Here is an 18,027-nt window from a genome sequence, read left to right on the forward strand (position 1 = left end):
TGCTCCTTGCGTAGACAGGCGTAATCAGAGATAGGCGGTCAGGGCGTAGTCAGCCCGCAGGTACTTGAACTCGTACTTGATGGACGTGCCGTAATCGACATAGGTCTTGTCCTCGAGCAGTTGGCGCAGCGGCTTGTTGCGCTTCTGGTACTGCCCGATGGCGTCGGTGACGGTCAGGGCGATGGCGTCGCTGCCGGCGCCGAAACCGTAGGACACCATGAGGATCTTCTGCCCCGGACGGGCCTGGTCCAGGACGTTGATCAGGCCCAGCAGCGGGCTGGCTGCCCCGGTATCACCGACGCTGCCGGCGTAGATGCCCGGTTCGATCTGCTTGGCGTTGAAGCCTAGGTGCTTGCCCAGGGAGTAGGGCGTGGACACCAGGTTCTGCTGGAACACCACGTAGTCGTAGTCGGCGGCGCTGGTGTGCAGCTTGGCCATCAGCCCTTCGGCGGCGCGGCGGGTCTGGTCTTCCAGGCCGATGCTGTTCTTGTCCGAACCCAGGCCCATCCCGGAACGAATGTAGCGATCGCCCTGGGGGCGGATGTTGTCGGCGATGTCGGCGGCGCAAGAGAAGCTGCCATCGAATTCGGCGATGACATTCTCGGTGCCGACCAGCAGCGCAGCGGCGCCGGCGCCGGCATAGGATTCGGTCAGGTCGCCGGGAGCGGTGTTGCGGTTGATGGTGTCGGCGCCAATGGCCAGGGCGCTGCCGGTCATGCCCGAGGCCACCAGGGCCTGGCAGATCTGCAGGGCGGAGGTACCGGATTTGCCGGCGAACTGGATGTCGGCGCAATAGGCGTCGTAGCCGCTGCCGAGCATTTCCAGGATGATCGAGGCCGAGGCCCGCGAGTCATAGGGGTTGGTGCAGGTTCCCAGGTACAGGGCCTGGAGTTCATGGCCGGGGACTTTGTCCAGGGCCCGCTGCGCTGCCAGTACGCCGAGGGTGATGACATCTTCATCCGGCTGCAGCACGGCTCTTTCGGTGACGCCCAGGTTCTCCTCGACCAGCTTCAGGTCGGTGTTCTTCCAGACGTTGATGACTTCCTGCACTTTGAGGCGGCAGACCGGAATGCCCGCGCCATAGCTGACTATGCCTACTTTTTTCACGTTCATTTTCCTCTTGATTCCATTCTCTTCAGAAAACTGGGGCGTGCCTGCTTCAGGAGCAGTCTTGAAACATACGGAAAACTGTTTTGCTGCCTTCAGCTGGCCGGCGTCATGCAAACCCGCGAAGTAGAGCGGTTCCTCTATAGAAGAAAGCCATACGAAAGCAGTTTTTTTTTCACCTCGTTATGTTATAATACGGAACGTTTCGTTTAATAAGAATCTTGGGCGATCTCGGCTCTTGAAAGCAAAAGATCGAGGCCTTGAATTCGAAGCTGTATTTGCCTAAGCCCCCGTAATATCTGGTTATTAGGCAATAATTAAAAAATCTAGATGGATCGGTACAAGAAATTCGTAGATCTCTTTAGAATGAAACGAAACGGACCGTTTCATTTCGATTCGGGGGAATCCTATACCCTGCGTTGCGTTTGTCAAGCGCCCTGCCTGGAGATTTTTTTATCGTGGCTCGTACACCATCTCGCAGCTCCATCGGCTCTTTGCGAAGTCCTCATACTCATAAAGCCATCCTCACTTCCACCATCGAAATCCTCAAGGAATGCGGCTATTCCGGGCTCAGTATCGAGTCTGTGGCTCGTCGAGCCGGTGCCAGCAAACCGACGATTTACCGCTGGTGGACGAACAAGGCGGCGTTGATCGCAGAAGTCTACGAAAACGAGAGCGAACAAGTCAGAAAGACTCCTGATCTCGGCTCGTTCAAGAAAGATCTCGATTTTTTGCTGCACAATCTCTGGAAAGTCTGGAGAGAAACCATTTGCGGAGAGGCTTTCCGTTGCGTGATAGCTGAAGCGCAACTGGATCCAGCAACATTGATCCAGCTCAAGGATCAGTTCATGGAGCGCAGGAGGGAGTTGCCAAGAAAGCTGGTGGAAAATGCCATCAGCAATGGTGAGTTGCCCAAGGACACCAATCGTGAATTGTTGCTCGATATGATCTTCGGTTTTTGCTGGTATCGACTGCTGACCGAGCAGTTGACGATGGAGCAGGACATCGAGGAGTTCACTTCCATGTTGATCAACGGTGTTTGCCCTGGTGCACAACGTTGATTCATTCCAACCAATGAGCCCGCGAATATCGCGGGCTCATTGGTTTAGTACTTCAAGCTGAAGGTTTCGCGAACTCCCGATACAGGTCCGGAAGAAAGCTGGCTAGGTGGTTGAACTCGCACATGTCGTGTACGGCGAATTCATAGGCCAGGGTTTCCAGTTCGGTGGCACCCAGGCCGTTTTCCTCCAGGATGGCCGCCGCCTTGTCTGCCCCGGGAAAACGGGCCATCGAAGGATGCGCGCCGATCCAGTAGCGGCTGGTCAGGTACATGCCGCCCGGCACTTCCTTGAACAAGTGCACCATCAATGACACCGGAACCTGTGGATGATCGGCCAGGCTCATCAGGGCGCTGACGCTGCCGTCGATCTTCGCTTCGCGATAAAGATCGGGGTCCAGGCCCAGCTTGCTTGGCTCCTGGAAGTCGATATGCAGGTGCATCAGGCGGTCGCCGACATACTCGGAAGCGCAGAAGGTGTTGCCATATAGCCGTTCTTCGAAGCTCAAGGATTCGTCGCACAGGCGCTGATGGTTCACGCAGGGGTTGCTCACATGGGCGTAGGGGAACCACAGGGTGTAGCGCTCCGACTCCAGCGGGTGCCACATGAACCACCACTTGAACATGTCGGCTGTGCAGTTGGGAAAGAACTTGCGGCTTTGCACATAGGCCATCGGCCCCGGCAGCAGGGCATAGCCGGACTCCTCGCTGACGAAGTCCGGATCGAGCAGGCGGTTGATGTCCTCGATGCTCGGGGTGAGGGTGTCCTTCAGGGGCATGGGGCCTTGCTGGATCTTGCGCACCGCGGACAGCGGCACCTGCATGTCCCCGCGAAAGTACTTGGCATAGGGCTTGTTCCTGACCTCCGCCTGGTTGTGCAGGAACAGCTTCTGCATGGGCAGGGAGAAGTAGGTGAAGGGGGTCATGACGCGTGCTTCCATGCTGATATCCTTTGGCTGAATAGACGAGTAGCCGCCACTTCACAGCAACCTTGGATCCTGGTTGAACGAGAAACTGGCGCTTTGTAGCTAAGCAGTCCATAAACAAAAGTCAAATTTGAATTTAACTTAGTGAGGAGCTCATGGTCGTTCCCGTTTCCCCGCAGGCAGCTGTAGCTCGTGCACCGCGCCAGGATGGCCAGGCGACTCGCCAGCAGATTCTGGAGATGGCCGGACAACTGTTTGCCGAGCTGGGGTATGCCAATACCACCAGCAAGCAGATCTGCGAGAGTTCCAGGGCCAACAATGCGTCGGTCAATTATCACTTCGAGAACAAGGACGGCCTGTATCGGGCGGTGCTGCGCGAAGCCCATGATCGCCTGGTTGGAATAGAAACCATGATCAGCCTGAGCGAGAGCCAGCAAAGCCCTGAAGACAAGCTGCGGGCGATCATCACCATGCTGATCGAGGGTCTTGGGAGTGCCCGCCAGGGCTGGGCCTTGAAGGTGCTGACCCGCGAGCTGCTGTCGCCCTCTTCGGTCCTGCCCGAGGTGCTCGAGGAGCAGGCCTTCCCGAAGGCGCTGATCGTGCGCACCATCCTTGGCCAGATCATGCAGCGCTCGCCCGACGATCCAGCCACCTTGCGCTGTGCGGTCAACGTATTCGCGCCCTGCCTGTTCCTGCTGATCGCCCATGGCCAGTTACAGCGCAATGTGCTGCCCGGCTTGCAGCTCGATCCGCCCGAGTTGATCGAACACATGATGAGCTACGCGCTGGCCGGTTTGCAGGCGGTGTCCCGGACTGCCAAGACCGGCTAGGAATTGGCCTGGCAAAAAAACGCCGACCTTGTGGTCGGCGTTTGCTGTCGGCCATCCCTGGGACGATCCTTACTCCTGGGCGACGGCGTTCTTCGCCAGGATGGCGTTGGCCAATTCCATGTCGCTGGCCTGCAGGCCAGGGTTCTCGGCGCGGACCTTCTGGATCGCGGCCTCCAGGTACGGGCCGCGGATGCTGCCCTGGCTGGCGACGAAGCTGCCAGCGTCGTCCTGGGCGGCGACGATCAGCTTGTGGTCCTTGAAGGTCAGGTAGGTGGAACCTGTGGTCGCACCGGAGGAAATGACGTTACGCCAGAAGGTGTCGGCCATTGCCGAACCTACGGGGAGCGACAGCAGGGCAATTGTGACGACAGCTGTTTTCAGACGCATGATGGGTGACTCCGACTAGGGGGGAACTACAGGGTTTGATTCTAGTTTCCCCGGTCGAGTTCCGTGACTGTTCAGTCGAGATTTTCGACCAGCAGGATCGCCCCTTCCTGGCCCACCACCCGGACCCGCGCGCCTTCCGGGGCGTCGGCACCCTTGGCGATCCAGACGCCATCGGCAACCTTGATCCGGCCCCGGCCGTTGACGATCGCCTGATGCACCACGAAGGTCTTGCCGATCAGCTCGCGCCCCCGCAGGTTGAGGTTCGGCTGGTCGCTGGCGCGGATCGCGCTGCGCTGGCGTCGCCACCAGTACAGGGCCGTCAGCAGCGACAGCAGGCCGAATAGCAGCAATTGAACTTCCCACGCCAGGCTCGGGACCAGGAACGCCAGGACCCCCACGCAAATCGCCGCGAGGCCGATCCATAGCAGGTAGCCGCCGGCACCGAACACCTCGAAGATCAACAGGACGGTGCCCAGGGCCAGCCAGTCCCAGAACGACAGTGCTTGCAGGAATGCCGACATGACGCTTGCCTCAGGTCTTCTTGCCGTCGAAGGTGGCCTTGACGATCTCGCTGATGCCGCCCACCGCGCCGATTACCTGGCTGGCCTCCAGCGGCATCAGGATCACCTTGCTGTTGTTGGCCGAGGCCAGCTTGCCCAGGGTATCGACGTATTTCTGCGCCACGAAGTAGTTGATCGCCTGGACGTTGCCGCTGGCGATGGCTGCGGACACCACCTGGGTCGCCCGGGCCTCGGCCTCGGCCTGGCGCTCTCGGGCTTCGGACTCGAGGAAGGCCGCCTGGCGCTCGCCCTCGGCTTCCAGGATCTGTGCCTGCTTCTTGCCCTCGGCGGTAAGGATGGCCGCCGCCCGCAGGCCCTCGGCCTCGAGGATTTGCGCACGCTTGACCCGTTCGGCCTTCATCTGTCCGGACATGGCGGCCATCAGGTCGGCCGGCGGGCTGATGTCCTTGATCTCGATACGGGTGATCTTGATCCCCCAGGGCGCGGTGGCTTCGTCCACGGTCTTCAGCAGTTTCTCGTTGATCGCGTCACGTTGGCTGAGCATCGCGTCCAGTTCCATGGAGCCCAGCACGGTGCGGATGTTGGTCTGCAACAGGTTGCGCACGGCATGCTCGAGGTTGTTGACCTCATAGGCGGCCTGGGCGGTGTTGACCACCTGGAAGAAGCACACCGCGTCGATCTGCACCGTGGCGTTGTCGGATGTGATGACCTCCTGGGGCGGGATGTCCAGGACATTCTCCATGACGTTGAGCTTGCGCCCGATACGGTCCATCACCGGGATGATGATGTTCAGCCCCGGCTTGAGGGTGGTGGTGTAGCGGCCGAAACGCTCCACGGTCCACTGGTAGCCCTGTGGCACTACCTTGAAGCCCATGAACACCAGGGCCACGGCCAGGCCCACGAAAAGTAGCAGCACGCTTGTGATCTGCATCAGGCTCACCTGTTCACTGTTGGTTCATGGGACCGGCCTCGGCTTCACAGCTGGAAGCGCGTGACCGAGGTCTGCAGGGTGGCTACCGAACTCTCCATCTGTTCCACGGTGAGGCTCAGGTCACGCATGGCCTGGCTATTGCGCCGGGCCACTTCACTGATCATTTCCACCCGCTGGGCGACTTCGCTGCTGGCCTTGGATTGTTCGCCGATGGTGTGGGAGATCTCCTGGACCATCAGCGCCGAGCGCTGGGCGCCCTGGCGGATCTCATTGATCGAGGTGCCCGCCTGCTGGGCCATGTTCACCCCGTCGTTCACCCGGCTGACTCCTGTCTGCATGCTGCTGACCGCTTGCTCGGTGGTTTCCCGGATACGCTGGATCATGCTGGTGATCTCCTGGGTCGATTGCGCGGTACGTGCCGCCAGGTTGCGGACCTCGTCGGCGACCACGGCGAAGCCGCGTCCGGCCTCGCCGGCCCTGGCGGCCTCGATGGCGGCGTTGAGCGCCAACAGGTTGGTTTGTTCGGCGATGCTGTTGATCACCTGGATGATCGAGTGGATTTCTTCGGAGGATTGGCCCAGGGCGGTAATGCTTTCAGAGGACTGGTTGACCGCCTCGGCAATCTGGCTCATGCCGTCCACCACCCCGAGTATCACTTGGCCGCCGCTGCCGGCCAGGGATTCGGACTGGGCCGAGATGCTCTGGGCATTACGCGCATGTTCGGCGACCTGGGCGATGTTGCTGATCATCTGCTCCATGGCCGCCGCCATGTTGGTGGCGCCATCGGCCTGCTCGCTGGCGCCGTCGGCGATGTTCGACGAGGTACCGCTGAGGCTGTGGGAGCGGCCACGCAGTTCCTCGCTTTCATGGCGGATGGTGGTGATCATCCGCCGCAGGTTGTCCTGCATTTCGCCCAGGGCCTGTTGCAGCTGGCCGGCTTCGTCGTGGCTGTCGACGCTGATGCTGCGGGTCAGGTCGCCCTGGGCAATGGCCCGGGCCGTGGCCACTGACTTCTCCAGGGGCTTGAGCACGCGGTTGAGCAGTCGCCGGGTCAGCAGGCACAGGGCCAGGGCGGCGCACAGGCTGCCACCGATCAGCCAGCCGGCGGCCTGGCGCACGGCCGTTTCGCTACGGTCGCGGGTTTGCGCGCTGCTGGCTTCGATCTTGCTGCTCAGTGCCTCGTTGCGGGTTTCCACTTCCGTGAATCGCTGGGAAAACTCCGCCATCTGCAGGCGTGCGGCCTGGGGATCCTTGAGGGCCAGCCCGGCAATGTCCTGGGCGGCCCGGATGTAGTTCTCCAGCACCGGCTGCAGTTCGGCGATGGCCTCGCGGATATCCGGCGCCAAGGGCAGCCGGGCATTCTCGGCCAGGGACTTGCGGAACCAGTCGCCGTGCTCGCGCAGGCTGTCGCGCACCTCGTTGCCCGCCGCTTCGTCACCGGGCTGGCTACTCAGCGCTTGCAGCACATCGGCCCGCAGGGCGTCATGCATCATGTCGGCTTCCAGGTGGTTGCGCAGGGCGCTGGCATTGAGTTCGTTGTCATGCAGGGCGCTGGCCAGGCGCGACTGGCCCCAGAGGCCGATACCGGCCACCAGGGCGATAGCCAGTAGGCTGATGGCCCCTGAAGTGATCATGTTGTGGCGGATGTTCATGCCCGGCTCCCTGCACGTTTCGGCTGTGCCTAAAGCGTAGTCCAGCCCTTGGGGCGCGCCCTCGTGGCACTATCAGGACTCGTTACAGGGCGTGACCCGCAGGGCTTCCTCCAGGCTGGTCAGCCCTTGCGTCACCTTCTGTGCGGCTGCCAGGCGCAGGCTGCGCATGCCGTCGGCAGCGGCTAGGCGGCGCAGCCCGGACAGGTCGAGGTCTGGTTGGATCAGGGGCCTCAAGGCATCGTTCAAGCGCATGATTTCGTAGATCCCGACCCGCCCGCGGTAGCCGGTGCCCCGGCACTCGGCGCAGCCAATGGCGCGGTGGGCGTGCAGGGACGCCGGCAGTCGTTCGGCCGGGGCCAGGCTGCGCCATTGATCCGCGTCGAGAACCACCGGTTGCTTACAGTGCCGGCACAGGGTGCGCACCAGGCGCTGGGCCATGACCCCGAGCAGCGTGGCCTTGATCAAGTAGTGCGGTACGCCCAGTTCCAGCAGGCGGCTGATGGCGCCCGGGGCATCGTTGGTATGCAGGGTGGACAGCACCAGGTGTCCGGTGAGGGCGGCCTGGATGGCCATCTCGGCGGTTTCCAGGTCGCGGATCTCGCCGATCATGATGATGTCCGGATCCTGGCGCAGCAGCGCACGCACACCGCTGGAGAAGCCCAGGTCGATGTTGTGCTGGACCTGCATCTGGTTGAAGGACGGCTCGATCATCTCGATCGGGTCCTCGATGGTGCACAGGTTGATCTGGGGCGTGGCCAGCTTCTTCAGGGTGGCGTAGAGGGTGCTGGTCTTGCCCGAGCCGGTGGGGCCGGTGACCAGGATGATGCCGTGGGCCTGGGCGGTCATGGCCTGCCAGCACGCCAGGTCCTCGGCGGCGAAACCCAGCTGGTCGAAGTCCCTGAGCAGGACCTGGGGATCGAAGATGCGCATCACCAGTTTCTCGCCGAAGGCGGTGGGCAGGGTCGAGAGCCGCAGCTCGACGGCGTTGCCCTCGGGAGTGAGGGTCTTGATCCGGCCATCCTGGGGCTTGCGACGTTCCGCGACGTTCATCCGGCCCAGGCTCTTGAGTCGGCTGACGATGGCCTGGGTCACGTGGGGTTCGAAGGCATAGACCTCGTGCAGCAGGCCGTCGATGCGCAAGCGCAGGTTGCCCTGTTCACGCCGAGGTTCGATATGGATATCGCTGGCTCGCTGTGCGAAGGCGTATTGCAGCAGCCAGTCGACGATATTGACGATGTGGGCGTCGTCGGCATCCGGCGCCTGGCCGCTGTTGCCTGGTTTGAGCAACTGCTCGAAGTTGCCGGGGCCGTTGCCCCGATGTTCGTTGCTGGCGCCGCTGACCGACCTGGCAAGGCGATAGAACTCCAGGGTCAGGTGACGGATCTGCGCCGGGCTGGCCAGCACCCGCCGCACGGAGCGCTTCAGGGCATGGGCCAGGTCGGCTTCCCAGGCGCTGACATAGGGCTGGGCGCTGGCCACGGTCACGCTCAGGGTATCCACGGCGATGGCGAGGATCCCGTGTCGCTGGGCGAACGCCCGGGACATCAGCGGGGTGATGGCGGCTGCATCGATCTGCAGTGGGTCGAGGCGTAGATAGGGCTGGCCGGCTTCCTGGGCGAGCCAGGCGGTGAGGCTGTCCAGGTCCAGCTGGCGGCCCGGCCGATGCAGGTCTGGCAACTGCTGTTCGGCAATGTTTTCCAGCGGGTGCCGGGGTTCTCCGATGTCATGTTGCCTTGCCGCCATGACCTGCCCGGCGGCTTCCTGGCTGATCCGCCCCTGGGCCTGCAAGTCGCGCAGCAGCTTGCCCAGCTCCAGCTTGCGATCCCGGGGCAGATGGTTGGCACCCATGGGGTTCTCCCTGCTCGTGGTCGAGAGCCGACCGGAACAGCCAAGGGTAGCCCCCGGGTAGCGTCGGGGCGGCCAGCCAAGGGTTGCAGGATTTTGCCGGCTTCAGCCAGCGGCTTGCAGGCGCATGGGTTCCAGTTGTTGCAGCTCGACCGAGCAGACGCACACCAGGTTGCGCAGTTTTTCGGCAATCACTCCGGCGCGATGCCAGCTCAAGCCTGCAAGCTCCACTTCCATGTGCAGCATATCGTCCTGCTGTTGCATCGAGATCCGTTGTGGCACCAGGAACTGCAAGGCGAAATGGTTGAGGACCCGGCACAGCACATCGGCTTCGGCGTCGGCTGCCAACTGGTACTGCACGCGGCAATGGGCCTGGCTAGGGCTCCAGACATCAGGACGGGGCGAGGGGCCAAAGGCGGTGTCGAGCGAGGGCATGGTGGTCTCCAATTCAATGGAGAAATTTTTACATTCGGTTTCGGGTATTTCTTATCTAAGATTGATCATTATTCAAATTTATTGAATTGAAATATTCGCTATTTAACTAATTTGGAGATTATTCATGCATAGCGAGCTGGACGCCTATGACCGCCGGATTCTCGCCCTCTTGCAGGAAGATGCCTCGCTATCCAGCGCGCAGATCGCCGAGCAGGTGGGATTGTCGCAGTCGCCATGCTGGCGGCGGATCCAGCGTTTGAAGGAGGAAGGGGTGATTCGCGGCCAGGTGACCTTGCTGGATCGCAAGAAGATCGGGCTGAACACGCAGATCTTTGCCGAGATCAAGCTCAATGCCCACGGCCGCTCCAACTTCACCGAGTTCACCGAAGCGATCCGTGGTTTCCCGGAAGTGCTGGAGTGCTACGTGCTGATGGGAGCGGTGGACTTCTTGCTGCGGGTGGTGGCGGCAGACATCGAGGCCTACGAGCGCTTCTTCTTCGAGAAGCTGTCCATGGTGCCGGGTATCCAAGAGGTGAACTCGATCGTTGCCCTGTCGGAGATCAAGTCCACCACCAGCCTGCCGCTGCTGCGCTGATCACATGCGCAGCAGGGTCTTCCAGGCACGGTTCTGGAAGACCGCGATGGCTTGCTGCTTGCGTGCCGCCAGGGCTTCGTCGCTGATCGGCTCGTTGGCCAGCTGCGCCAGCTTGTTCAGCTCACCATAGAGGCGGTCCAGCTCGGAGATCTCCAGCACGCTGCGGGCGTGGTGCAGCCAGGCCTGGATGCGCTCGATGCGCGGCAGTTGCTCGGCCAGGTCCTCGGGTTGCTGCTGGTAGCGCGGCAATTGCAGGGAAGTGGCTTCTTCGGCCAGCAGGCGTGGCAGCCAGCTGTCCAGGCGCGCGGCACCCTGGCGATTGCCCCGGGTGTTGCGCTCGGCGGTCCAGGCCCGGGCCAGCAGCCAGCGCGAGGTATTCAGCGAGAACAGGCCCCAGCGCACGTCTTGCAGTTCTTCGATGAACTGTTCCGGAGCGGCCTTGCGCACGTCTTCGTCATCGAGGCCGGCTTGTACCAGCGGACGCCAGTCTTCGAGCAGCGCGTCCAGGGCGCTGCGCAGTTCGGCAGTGGACTGGCGTGGCGCTGCCTGGCCCAGGCTGCTGGCCAGGGCGCGCAATTCGGCGAGGTTTTCCACCCAATCCTGCAGCAGGCGCCAGTGGCCGTTGAAGCGGTACTGTTCGGCCAGGCGCTGGCTGCTGCCCAGCAGGTGCCAGGCCAGGGCAGCGAAGGCTTCGTCCAGCGATGTTTCGGCAGTCAGTTGCGGGGCCGGCAGGCTCAGGGTGTAGCTGCCGGCATCGAACAGACGGTAGCCACGCTCGGCCTTGCTGATATCGCAGGGCATCAGCGGCAGGGTCATGGCCAGTTCCGAGGCCAGTTCCAGCAGGGCGGCCGGTTCGCCTTCGCGCAGTTCCAGCTCCAGCTCGCAGATCTCTTCCTTGTGCTTGCCGGCGACCACCTGGCCCAGGTCCAGGGCCGCTTCGATCACCACCTTGGCCTTGCCGCGACCCCAGGCGATTTCCGCGCGCTCGCGGACGAAATCGGTGGTGAACATCGGCTTGAGGGTCTTCTTGTCCAGCTCGGCCAGGGCTTCGGGCCAACATTGATCGTCGAGCTTCTTCAGGTCGAGCTTGGCCTTGGGTAGCTGCCAGTCGTACTCGTTGCGTACGGACAGGCCGGCGATGCTCTGGCCACGAGTCTTGAGGGTCTGGATCACCACGTCGCCATCGCGGCGCAGGCGCAGGGCCACCTTGGCCTGGGCCAGGTCGCGGTCCGGGCTGTCGAAGTACTGGTTCATCAGTTCACGGCGTTCCCAGCCACTTTTGTTGCGTTTCTTCAGCAGCGGGTGCTCGCGCAGGGCGGCGAGGGTCTCGCGGCTGGCGCGGAGTTTGATTTCGGTTTCTTTCTGCATGGCCGGACAATCCAGGATCGGGAGCGCAGCCGGGGAAGAGTTGGCTGCCAAGGTCGTGCAGTGTACAGGACAAGGCGTCGACAGGTGCCGCCGCGGTTCCTTCGGCGGGGCAACAGCCCCTATGATGGGCTTCGTCTTGGACATTCCGGAGCCCGCCCATGCCATTGCCATCGATGAAGGATCAATTCGCCGCGTTGATCGCCGCCCCTTCGGTGAGCTGCACCCAGCCCGCTCTGGACCAGTCCAACCGGCCAGTCATCGACCTGCTCGCCGCTTGGCTCGGCGACCTGGGTTTTGCCTGCGACATCCAGCAGGTCAGCCCCGGCAAGTTCAACCTGCTGGCCAGCTTCGGCAGTGGTCCTGGCGGCCTGGTGCTGTCCGGACACAGCGACACGGTGCCCTTCGACGCCGCGCTGTGGCAGACCGACCCACTGAAGCTGACCGAGGTCGACGGGCGCTGGGTCGGCCTTGGCAGCTGCGACATGAAGGGCTTCTTCGCCCTGGCCATCGAGGCGGTGCGGCCGTTGCTCGAACAACCGTTCAAGCAGCCGTTGCTGATCCTGGCCACCTGCGATGAGGAAAGCTCCATGGCCGGAGCCCGGGCCCTGGCGGATGCCGGGCGGCCCCTGGGGCGCGCGGCGGTGATCGGCGAGCCCACCGGGCTCAAGCCGATCCGCCTGCACAAGGGGGTGATGATGGAGCGTATCGACATCCTCGGGCGCAGCGGCCATTCGTCGGATCCGAGCCTGGGGCACAGTGCCCTGGAGGCCATGCACGATGCCATCGGCGAACTGCGTGGCCTGCGCCTGCAGTGGCAGCGTGAGTTTCGCAATCCGCAATTTGGCGTGCCACAGCCGACCCTGAACTTCGGCTGCATCCACGGTGGCGACAACCCCAACCGTATCTGTGGCCAGTGTTCGCTGGAGTTCGACCTGCGGCCCCTGCCGGGTATGGACCCGCAAGCCCTGCGCGAGGCGATCCGGCAGAAGCTCAGGCCTGTGGCCGAACGGCACGAAGTGCAGATCGACTATGCGCCGCTGTTTCCTGCCGTTCCACCGTTCGAGCAGCCTGAGGACGCCGAGCTGGTGCGAGTGGCGGAGCGCTTGACCGGGCATCGTGCCGAAGCAGTGGCGTTCGGCACCGAAGCGCCTTATCTTCAGCGCCTTGGTTGCCAGACCCTGGTCCTTGGCCCGGGGGATATCGCCTGTGCCCACCAGCCGGGGGAGTACCTGGAAATGTCACGCTTGCAGCCTACCGTGCATCTATTACGGGAATTGATTGAACATTACTGCCTGAAGCCGGCCCAATTTCAGTAAATTGCCGTCGTCCCTGTCCGTACCCATGAGGAGAGTAAGCGTGTCGCCAAGCCTGTTCCGACGATAACCATCAGCCCGCTGTGCGTTTTCCGTTTCGTCCTTCCATAGGCTGCTTTTTATTTACAGGCTCAGGTTCATGCCCGAATACGTCAATTGGCTCCGCCACGCGTCTCCCTACATCAATGCCCACCGCGACTGCACCTTCGTGGTCATGCTGCCCGGCGACGGTGTTGAACATCCCAACTTCGGCAATATCGTCCACGACCTGGTGCTGCTGCACAGCCTGGGAGTGCGTCTGGTGCTGGTGCATGGTTCCCGTCCGCAGATCGAATCACGCCTTGCCGCCCGCGGCCTGACTCCGCATTACCACCACGGGATGCGGATCACCGATGCCGCCACCCTGGAGTGCGTGATCGACGCCGTGGGCCAACTGCGCATCGCCATCGAAGCGCGCCTGTCCATGGACATGGCCTCCTCGCCGATGCAGGGCTCGCGGCTGCGGGTCGCCAGCGGCAACCTGGTGACCGCGCGGCCGATCGGCGTGCTCGAAGGCGTCGACTACCACCACACCGGCGAGGTGCGCCGGGTCGATCGCAAGGGTATCAACCGCCTGCTGGACGAGCGTTCCATCGTCCTGTTGTCGCCCCTGGGATATTCGCCCACCGGGGAAACCTTCAACCTGGCCTGTGAAGATGTCGCCACTCGCGCGGCCATCGACCTGGGCGCCGACAAACTGTTGCTGTTCGGGGCTGATCCGGGCCTGCTGGACGAGAGCGGCAAGCTGGTGCGTGAACTGCGTCCGCAGCAGGTTCCGGCTCATTTGCAGCGCCTGGGCGCCAACTACCAGGCCGAGCTGCTGGATGCAGCGGCCGAGGCTTGCCGGGGTGGGGTAGGGCGCAGCCATATCGTCAGCTATGCCGAGGATGGCGCCTTGCTGACCGAACTGTTCACCCGCGATGGCGGTGGCACCCTGGTGGCCCAGGAGCAGTTCGAGCGTGTGCGCGAAGCGGCGATCGAGGATGTCGGCGGCCTGCTGGACCTGATCAGCCCGCTGGAAGAGCAGGGCATCCTGGTGCGCCGTTCCCGCGAGGTGCTGGAGCGGGAGATCGAGCAGTTCAGCGTGGTTGAGCGCGAGGGCATGATCATCGCCTGCGCCGCGTTGTACCAGATCGCCGATTCCGACGCTGGCGAGCTGGCCTGCCTGGCGGTGAGCCCGGAGTATCGGCACGGCAAGCGTGGTGATGAACTGCTGGAAAGAATCGAGGCCCGGGCCCGGGCCCAGGGACTCAAGACCCTGTTCGTGCTCACCACGCGCACGGCCCACTGGTTCCGTGAGCGGGGCTTCGCGCCCAGCAGTGTGGAGCGCCTGCCATCGGCGCGGGCCTCGCTGTACAACTACCAGCGCAATTCGAAGATCTTCGAAAAAGCCCTCTGAAATCCTTCCTTCTGCTACACCAGCGCCGCGGTTCGATCATGGGATCGGATCGCGGCGCTGTGTATTTCAGAATAATTTCATTTCGATACTAAAACTGTAACAAATTGACGGGAGGATAGGCTCTTAGCCATGATTGCGTCGCTTTTTTGATCCCTTATGACGTTATTCATTGATCTGGCTAAGGGTCTGGAAGAGAGAGCGGCGGGAAAATATTTTTCAGGAATGGGCTCGCGAGGGTCTACGCTGGAGCTTTTGGCTGACGGATGGCGAGCTTTATTCCTGAAGGGTATGAGAAAGAATGGAATAATTCTTTTTGGGTTTATGAGTTATTCATTAACCTGCATGGACCAAATAACTGCGATTAGACATTGGTCGAAGACACAGATCGTTACGATTGACTTGTCAGTCACGGTCTGGCGCTAATCGCACATCTATGGCACTCGGGCGTATCGATCTGGGGCCAGGAACCACAAGAATTAGAAAACGAGAGGAGCGATACATGAACAAGTCCACCTTGGCCCTGGCTGTGGCCGTAGGGGTTTTGGCGCAGCAGGCAGGCGCCGCTGGTTTCATCGAGGACAGCAAGGCCACTCTGGGGCTGCGTAACTTCTATATCAATACCGATAACCGTGATAGTGAGGCCAATAGCGCGGCTAACAAAAAGGCAGGCGTTCAGAGCAAGAACGAAGAGTGGGGTCAAGGCTTCCAGCTCAACTTCACTTCCGGTTATACCGAAGGCACCGTCGGCTTCGGTCTCGACGCAATCGGCCTGCTGGGCATCAAGCTGGATTCGGGTGGCGGCACTAACGGCGCTACTGCCACTTCCTATGGCGGCACTATCTTCCCGAGCAAGTCCAATGGCGAAGCAGTTGATAACTACTCCAGCTTGGGCCTGACCGCCAAGGCCAAGATCTCGCAAACCGAGCTGAAGCTGGGCACCCTGCAGCCAAAACTGCCGGTTATCGTGACCAACGATGGCCGTATGCTGCCGCAGACTTGGCAAGGTGGTCAGATCACTTCTAGCGACATCAAGGATCTGACACTGATCGGTGGTCAGATTGAGCACGTGAAGGGTCGTAACTCCAGCAACAATGAGCAACTGTCGATTGGTGGCGCGAATGCTCGCGTGGCCAACAGCAACAAGTTCATCTATGCCGGTGGTGACTATAAAATCACCAAAGACCTTACTGCTCAGTACTACTACGGCAATCTGGAAGAGTTCTACAAGCAGCACTTCCTCGGCCTGGTTCATAACTGGGCCATTGGCCCTGGTGTCCTCAAGTCTGACCTGCGTTACTTCCACAGCTCGGATGACGGCGCAAACTCCAATACTCCGGCCTACTACAGCAACGGCAACTACACCGGTATGCCTAGTGGTAAAGGTAAGGTTGATAACAACCTCTACAGCGGCCTGTTCCTGTATTCCCTGGAAGGTCACACCTTCGGTGGTGGTTACCAGGTCAGCAACGGCAGCAGTGACTTCCCTTGGCTGAACCAGGGTGACGGCTCGTCCAACTACACCATCACCGATATGCAGATCCAGAAGTTCGGTCGTGCCGGCGAACGCACTTGGCAAGCTCGCTACTCTTATGACTTTGCCAAGGTTGGTCTTCCTGGCCTGACAGCAGGAGTGATCTATCTGCGTGGCAACAACATCGATACTGTGGCTAGCAACGGTAAAGAAAGTGGTTCCGGTCGTACTGAGTGGGAACGCGACCTGACCGTAGCCTACGTAATTCCGGAAGGCCCGCTGAAGAACCTGGGCCTGACCTGGAAGAACGCCATGTGGCGTAACGACATTCCGGGCCAGCGCGACCAGGACGAAAACCGCCTGATCGTCAGCTACTCGATCCCGCTGCTGTAATCGGCAATAAAAAACCTCGCCCGGCGCAATGCCGGGCGAGGCTTCGTTCCAAGTCAGGCCCACCCCCGTGAGCCCTTCCTGAATTCCCCTCTTTCTTGCAGCTACTCAAGGCCTTCTCGAACCTTGTGGCCAAGAGTGTTCCCGGCCTGTTCGCGAGTCCAGTGAAGAGATTTTTAATATTCATTTTCGATCTTAATAAATCGATATTTATTCTTTTTAAATAAACTGCGCCCCAGGCAGAGTAGCGTCATCACGCACTCACAGGAGCAGCACCCATGAGCCTCAGACTGGGCGACATCGCCCCCGACTTCGAACAGGATTCCAGTGCCGGCAAGATTCGTTTCCACGAGTGGCTGGGCGATAGCTGGGGCGTGCTGTTTTCCCATCCGGCGGACTTCACCCCGGTTTGCACCACCGAGCTGGGTTTTACCGCCAAGCTCAAGGACGAGTTCGCCCAGCGCGGGGTCAAGGCCATTGCCCTGTCGGTGGACCCGGTGGATTCCCATCACCGCTGGATCGAGGACATCAACGAGACCCAGGACACCCGGGTCAACTTCCCGATCCTGGCCGACGCCGACCGCAAGGTCTCGGACCTCTACGACCTGATCCATCCCAATGCCAGCGACACCCTGACCGTGCGCTCGCTGTTCATCATCGACCCGAACAAGAAAATCCGCCTGACCATCACCTACCCGGCCAGCACCGGGCGCAATTTCCACGAGATCCTGCGAGTGATCGACTCGCTGCAACTCACCGACAACTACAAGGTGGCCACCCCGGCCAACTGGCAGGACGGTGACGAAGTGGTGATCGTGCCGTCCCTCAAGGACGAAGAGGAAATCAAGCGGCGTTTTCCAAAAGGCTATCGCGCGGTGAAGCCCTACCTGCGGCTGACTCCACAACCCAACCGTTGAGGCGCGTGACAGATCCACAAAGCAGGGGTTTTCAGGCCGTTTCGACGGCCTTTTTTTTGGCCTGCGAAACGGTGTTCCTTATATTCATATAAGGAATAAACAAATGAAAAAATAAGATTTATGGATATAAAAATAGACTGTTAAGGTCTGCTCAGTCCGGTGAGATCGCATCCCGCGAATCGCCCCAATCGCTCAAGGAATCCCTGCATGCTGGTGGTCTCTCTCGGTGGCAGTCCCAGCCAACGCTCCCGTTCCGGGGTGCTGCTGGAGTTGGCCAGGCGCTGGTTGCAGCAGCAGGGCGTGGAGGTGGTCAGCTACCAGGTGCGGGATTTCCCCGCCGAAGACCTGCTCCATGCCCGCTTCGACAGCCCCAGGATCATCGACCTGCTGCAGCAGATCGAACAGGCCGATGGTTTGTTGATCGCTACCCCGGTGTACAAGGCGTCTTTCTCCGGAGCGCTCAAGACCCTGCTCGACCTGCTGCCCGAGCGCGCCTTGCACCACAAGGTGGTGCTGCCCATGGCCACCGGTGGCAGCATCGCCCATATGCTGGCGGTGGATTACGCCTTGAAACCGGTGCTGTCGGCGCTCAAGGCCCAGGAAATGCTGCAGGGCATCTTTGCCGAGGACAGTCAGATCGCCTATGGCGAAGGCAGCGCCCAGCCACAATTGGCCGAGGCCCTGGAGCAGCGCCTGCGTGAAGCCCTGGAGCAGTTCCACAGCGCCCTGGCGCGCCGACCCAGGCCGCTGGACCCGGGCCTGCTGAACGAGCGCCTGCTCAGTGCTCGCTGGAGTATCTGAGCTACACCCCTGATTTGCATCACTGGCCTTACTCGCCCGCCAA

Annotated in this window: 17 protein-coding genes and 1 pseudogene; 8 read left to right on the plus strand and 10 right to left on the minus strand. The window is 61.4% G+C overall.

What is annotated here, in order from left to right:
* Positions 1–24: 24 nt before the first annotated feature.
* Positions 25–1,113 (minus strand): hydroxymethylglutaryl-CoA synthase, encoded by a 1,089-nt coding sequence (locus tag GDH07_RS01510; RefSeq protein ID WP_053133777.1) that lies wholly within the window; start codon positions 1,111–1,113, stop codon positions 25–27.
* A 452-nt stretch (positions 1,114–1,565) separates the two neighbouring features.
* Between GDH07_RS01510 and GDH07_RS01515 the strand changes: the two genes are divergently transcribed.
* Positions 1,566–2,168, plus strand: coding sequence for a TetR/AcrR family transcriptional regulator (locus GDH07_RS01515; RefSeq protein ID WP_031320677.1), 603 nt, complete (start codon positions 1,566–1,568; stop codon positions 2,166–2,168).
* Between the two features lie 52 nt (positions 2,169–2,220).
* Here the strand turns inward: GDH07_RS01515 and phlG are convergent, their stop codons facing one another.
* Entirely contained in the window at positions 2,221–3,105 is an 885-nt protein-coding gene (gene phlG / locus GDH07_RS01520; RefSeq protein WP_152896542.1) for a 2,4-diacetylphloroglucinol hydrolase, read from the minus strand.
* A 140-nt stretch (positions 3,106–3,245) separates the two neighbouring features.
* Between phlG and GDH07_RS01525 the strand changes: the two genes are divergently transcribed.
* Complete coding sequence (locus GDH07_RS01525; RefSeq protein ID WP_031320676.1) at positions 3,246–3,920, plus strand: TetR/AcrR family transcriptional regulator; 675 nt, start codon at positions 3,246–3,248, stop codon at positions 3,918–3,920.
* 69 nt (positions 3,921–3,989) lie between these two features.
* Here the strand turns inward: GDH07_RS01525 and GDH07_RS01530 are convergent, their stop codons facing one another.
* From GDH07_RS01530 to GDH07_RS01555, 7 genes and pseudogenes are all read right to left on the minus strand, one after another.
* Complete coding sequence (locus GDH07_RS01530; RefSeq protein WP_031320675.1) at positions 3,990–4,307, minus strand: DUF2388 domain-containing protein; 318 nt, start codon at positions 4,305–4,307, stop codon at positions 3,990–3,992.
* A gap of 71 nt (positions 4,308–4,378) precedes the next feature.
* Entirely contained in the window at positions 4,379–4,828 is a 450-nt protein-coding gene (locus tag GDH07_RS01535) for an NfeD family protein (protein WP_085594339.1), read from the minus strand.
* Between the two features lie 10 nt (positions 4,829–4,838).
* Complete coding sequence (locus tag GDH07_RS01540; protein WP_022641726.1) at positions 4,839–5,759, minus strand: SPFH domain-containing protein; 921 nt, start codon at positions 5,757–5,759, stop codon at positions 4,839–4,841.
* Between the two features lie 44 nt (positions 5,760–5,803).
* The gene (locus tag GDH07_RS32790; RefSeq protein WP_425502104.1) at positions 5,804–6,667 is read right to left on the minus strand and encodes a methyl-accepting chemotaxis protein; all 864 of its coding nucleotides are present in this window, start codon (positions 6,665–6,667) and stop codon (positions 5,804–5,806) included.
* Positions 6,659–7,411 (minus strand): annotated as a pseudogene (locus GDH07_RS32795) (HAMP domain-containing protein); the annotation flags it as partial. The pseudogene GDH07_RS32795 and the gene GDH07_RS32790, both read right to left, overlap by 9 nt.
* Positions 7,412–7,483: 72 nt before the next feature.
* A complete protein-coding gene (gene tfpB / locus GDH07_RS01550; protein ID WP_152896544.1) occupies positions 7,484–9,259 on the minus strand; it encodes a type IV pilus assembly ATPase TfpB in 1,776 nt (591 codons plus the stop codon).
* 102 nt (positions 9,260–9,361) lie between these two features.
* Positions 9,362–9,691 (minus strand): hypothetical protein, encoded by a 330-nt coding sequence (locus GDH07_RS01555; RefSeq protein ID WP_085594345.1) that lies wholly within the window; start codon positions 9,689–9,691, stop codon positions 9,362–9,364.
* 124 nt (positions 9,692–9,815) lie between these two features.
* Between GDH07_RS01555 and GDH07_RS01560 the strand changes: the two genes are divergently transcribed.
* On the plus strand, positions 9,816–10,286 hold the full coding sequence (locus GDH07_RS01560; protein ID WP_085594347.1) for an Lrp/AsnC family transcriptional regulator: 471 nt from the start codon (positions 9,816–9,818) through the stop codon (positions 10,284–10,286).
* Here the strand turns inward: GDH07_RS01560 and GDH07_RS01565 are convergent, their stop codons facing one another.
* Entirely contained in the window at positions 10,287–11,654 is a 1,368-nt protein-coding gene (locus GDH07_RS01565; protein ID WP_152896545.1) for a CYTH domain-containing protein, read from the minus strand. It abuts the gene before it with no gap.
* A 158-nt stretch (positions 11,655–11,812) separates the two neighbouring features.
* On the opposite strand from GDH07_RS01565, the gene argE reads away from it, so the two are divergent.
* The 5 genes from argE (at position 11,813) to ssuE (ending at position 17,984) form a co-directional block, all read left to right on the plus strand.
* Positions 11,813–12,970 carry an acetylornithine deacetylase gene (argE, locus tag GDH07_RS01570; RefSeq protein WP_103325910.1) on the plus strand — a complete coding sequence of 386 codons (1,158 nt, stop codon included), beginning with the start codon at positions 11,813–11,815 and terminating at the stop codon, positions 12,968–12,970.
* Between the two features lie 136 nt (positions 12,971–13,106).
* Positions 13,107–14,405, plus strand: coding sequence for an amino-acid N-acetyltransferase (argA, locus tag GDH07_RS01575; protein ID WP_053133808.1), 1,299 nt, complete (start codon positions 13,107–13,109; stop codon positions 14,403–14,405).
* Between the two features lie 499 nt (positions 14,406–14,904).
* The gene (locus GDH07_RS01580) at positions 14,905–16,269 is read left to right on the plus strand and encodes an OprD family porin (protein WP_152896546.1); all 1,365 of its coding nucleotides are present in this window, start codon (positions 14,905–14,907) and stop codon (positions 16,267–16,269) included.
* Between the two features lie 275 nt (positions 16,270–16,544).
* Positions 16,545–17,183, plus strand: a complete 639-nt coding sequence (locus GDH07_RS01585) for a peroxiredoxin (RefSeq protein ID WP_022641715.1) — start codon at positions 16,545–16,547, stop codon at positions 17,181–17,183.
* A 207-nt stretch (positions 17,184–17,390) separates the two neighbouring features.
* The gene (gene ssuE, locus GDH07_RS01590) at positions 17,391–17,984 is read left to right on the plus strand and encodes an NADPH-dependent FMN reductase (protein ID WP_022641714.1); all 594 of its coding nucleotides are present in this window, start codon (positions 17,391–17,393) and stop codon (positions 17,982–17,984) included.
* The last annotated feature ends 43 nt before the right edge of the window (positions 17,985–18,027 follow it).

The organism is Pseudomonas piscis (assembly GCF_009380155.1).
Lineage (GTDB): Bacteria > Pseudomonadota > Gammaproteobacteria > Pseudomonadales > Pseudomonadaceae > Aquipseudomonas > Aquipseudomonas piscis.

What these genes read in the sequence shown, in the direction of transcription:
- GDH07_RS32790 (WP_425502104.1), bottom strand. Translation starts at nt 6,667, where the DNA reads ATGCAGGACAACCTGCGGCGGATGATCACCACCATCCGCCATGAAAGC.
- GDH07_RS01535 (WP_085594339.1), bottom strand. Translation starts at nt 4,828, where the DNA reads ATGTCGGCATTCCTGCAAGCACTGTCGTTCTGGGACTGGCTGGCCCTG.
- phlG (WP_152896542.1), bottom strand. Translation starts at nt 3,105, where the DNA reads ATGGAAGCACGCGTCATGACCCCCTTCACCTACTTCTCCCTGCCCATG.
- tfpB (WP_152896544.1), bottom strand. Translation starts at nt 9,259, where the DNA reads ATGGGTGCCAACCATCTGCCCCGGGATCGCAAGCTGGAGCTGGGCAAG.
- GDH07_RS01525 (WP_031320676.1), top strand. Translation starts at nt 3,246, where the DNA reads ATGGTCGTTCCCGTTTCCCCGCAGGCAGCTGTAGCTCGTGCACCGCGC.
- ssuE (WP_022641714.1), top strand. Translation starts at nt 17,391, where the DNA reads ATGCTGGTGGTCTCTCTCGGTGGCAGTCCCAGCCAACGCTCCCGTTCC.
- GDH07_RS01580 (WP_152896546.1), top strand. Translation starts at nt 14,905, where the DNA reads ATGAACAAGTCCACCTTGGCCCTGGCTGTGGCCGTAGGGGTTTTGGCG.
- GDH07_RS01510 (WP_053133777.1), bottom strand. Translation starts at nt 1,113, where the DNA reads ATGAACGTGAAAAAAGTAGGCATAGTCAGCTATGGCGCGGGCATTCCG.
- GDH07_RS01530 (WP_031320675.1), bottom strand. Translation starts at nt 4,307, where the DNA reads ATGCGTCTGAAAACAGCTGTCGTCACAATTGCCCTGCTGTCGCTCCCC.
- GDH07_RS01555 (WP_085594345.1), bottom strand. Translation starts at nt 9,691, where the DNA reads ATGCCCTCGCTCGACACCGCCTTTGGCCCCTCGCCCCGTCCTGATGTC.
- GDH07_RS01585 (WP_022641715.1), top strand. Translation starts at nt 16,545, where the DNA reads ATGAGCCTCAGACTGGGCGACATCGCCCCCGACTTCGAACAGGATTCC.
- GDH07_RS01540 (WP_022641726.1), bottom strand. Translation starts at nt 5,759, where the DNA reads ATGCAGATCACAAGCGTGCTGCTACTTTTCGTGGGCCTGGCCGTGGCC.
- argA (WP_053133808.1), top strand. Translation starts at nt 13,107, where the DNA reads ATGCCCGAATACGTCAATTGGCTCCGCCACGCGTCTCCCTACATCAAT.
- GDH07_RS01565 (WP_152896545.1), bottom strand. Translation starts at nt 11,654, where the DNA reads ATGCAGAAAGAAACCGAAATCAAACTCCGCGCCAGCCGCGAGACCCTC.
- GDH07_RS01560 (WP_085594347.1), top strand. Translation starts at nt 9,816, where the DNA reads ATGCATAGCGAGCTGGACGCCTATGACCGCCGGATTCTCGCCCTCTTG.
- argE (WP_103325910.1), top strand. Translation starts at nt 11,813, where the DNA reads ATGCCATTGCCATCGATGAAGGATCAATTCGCCGCGTTGATCGCCGCC.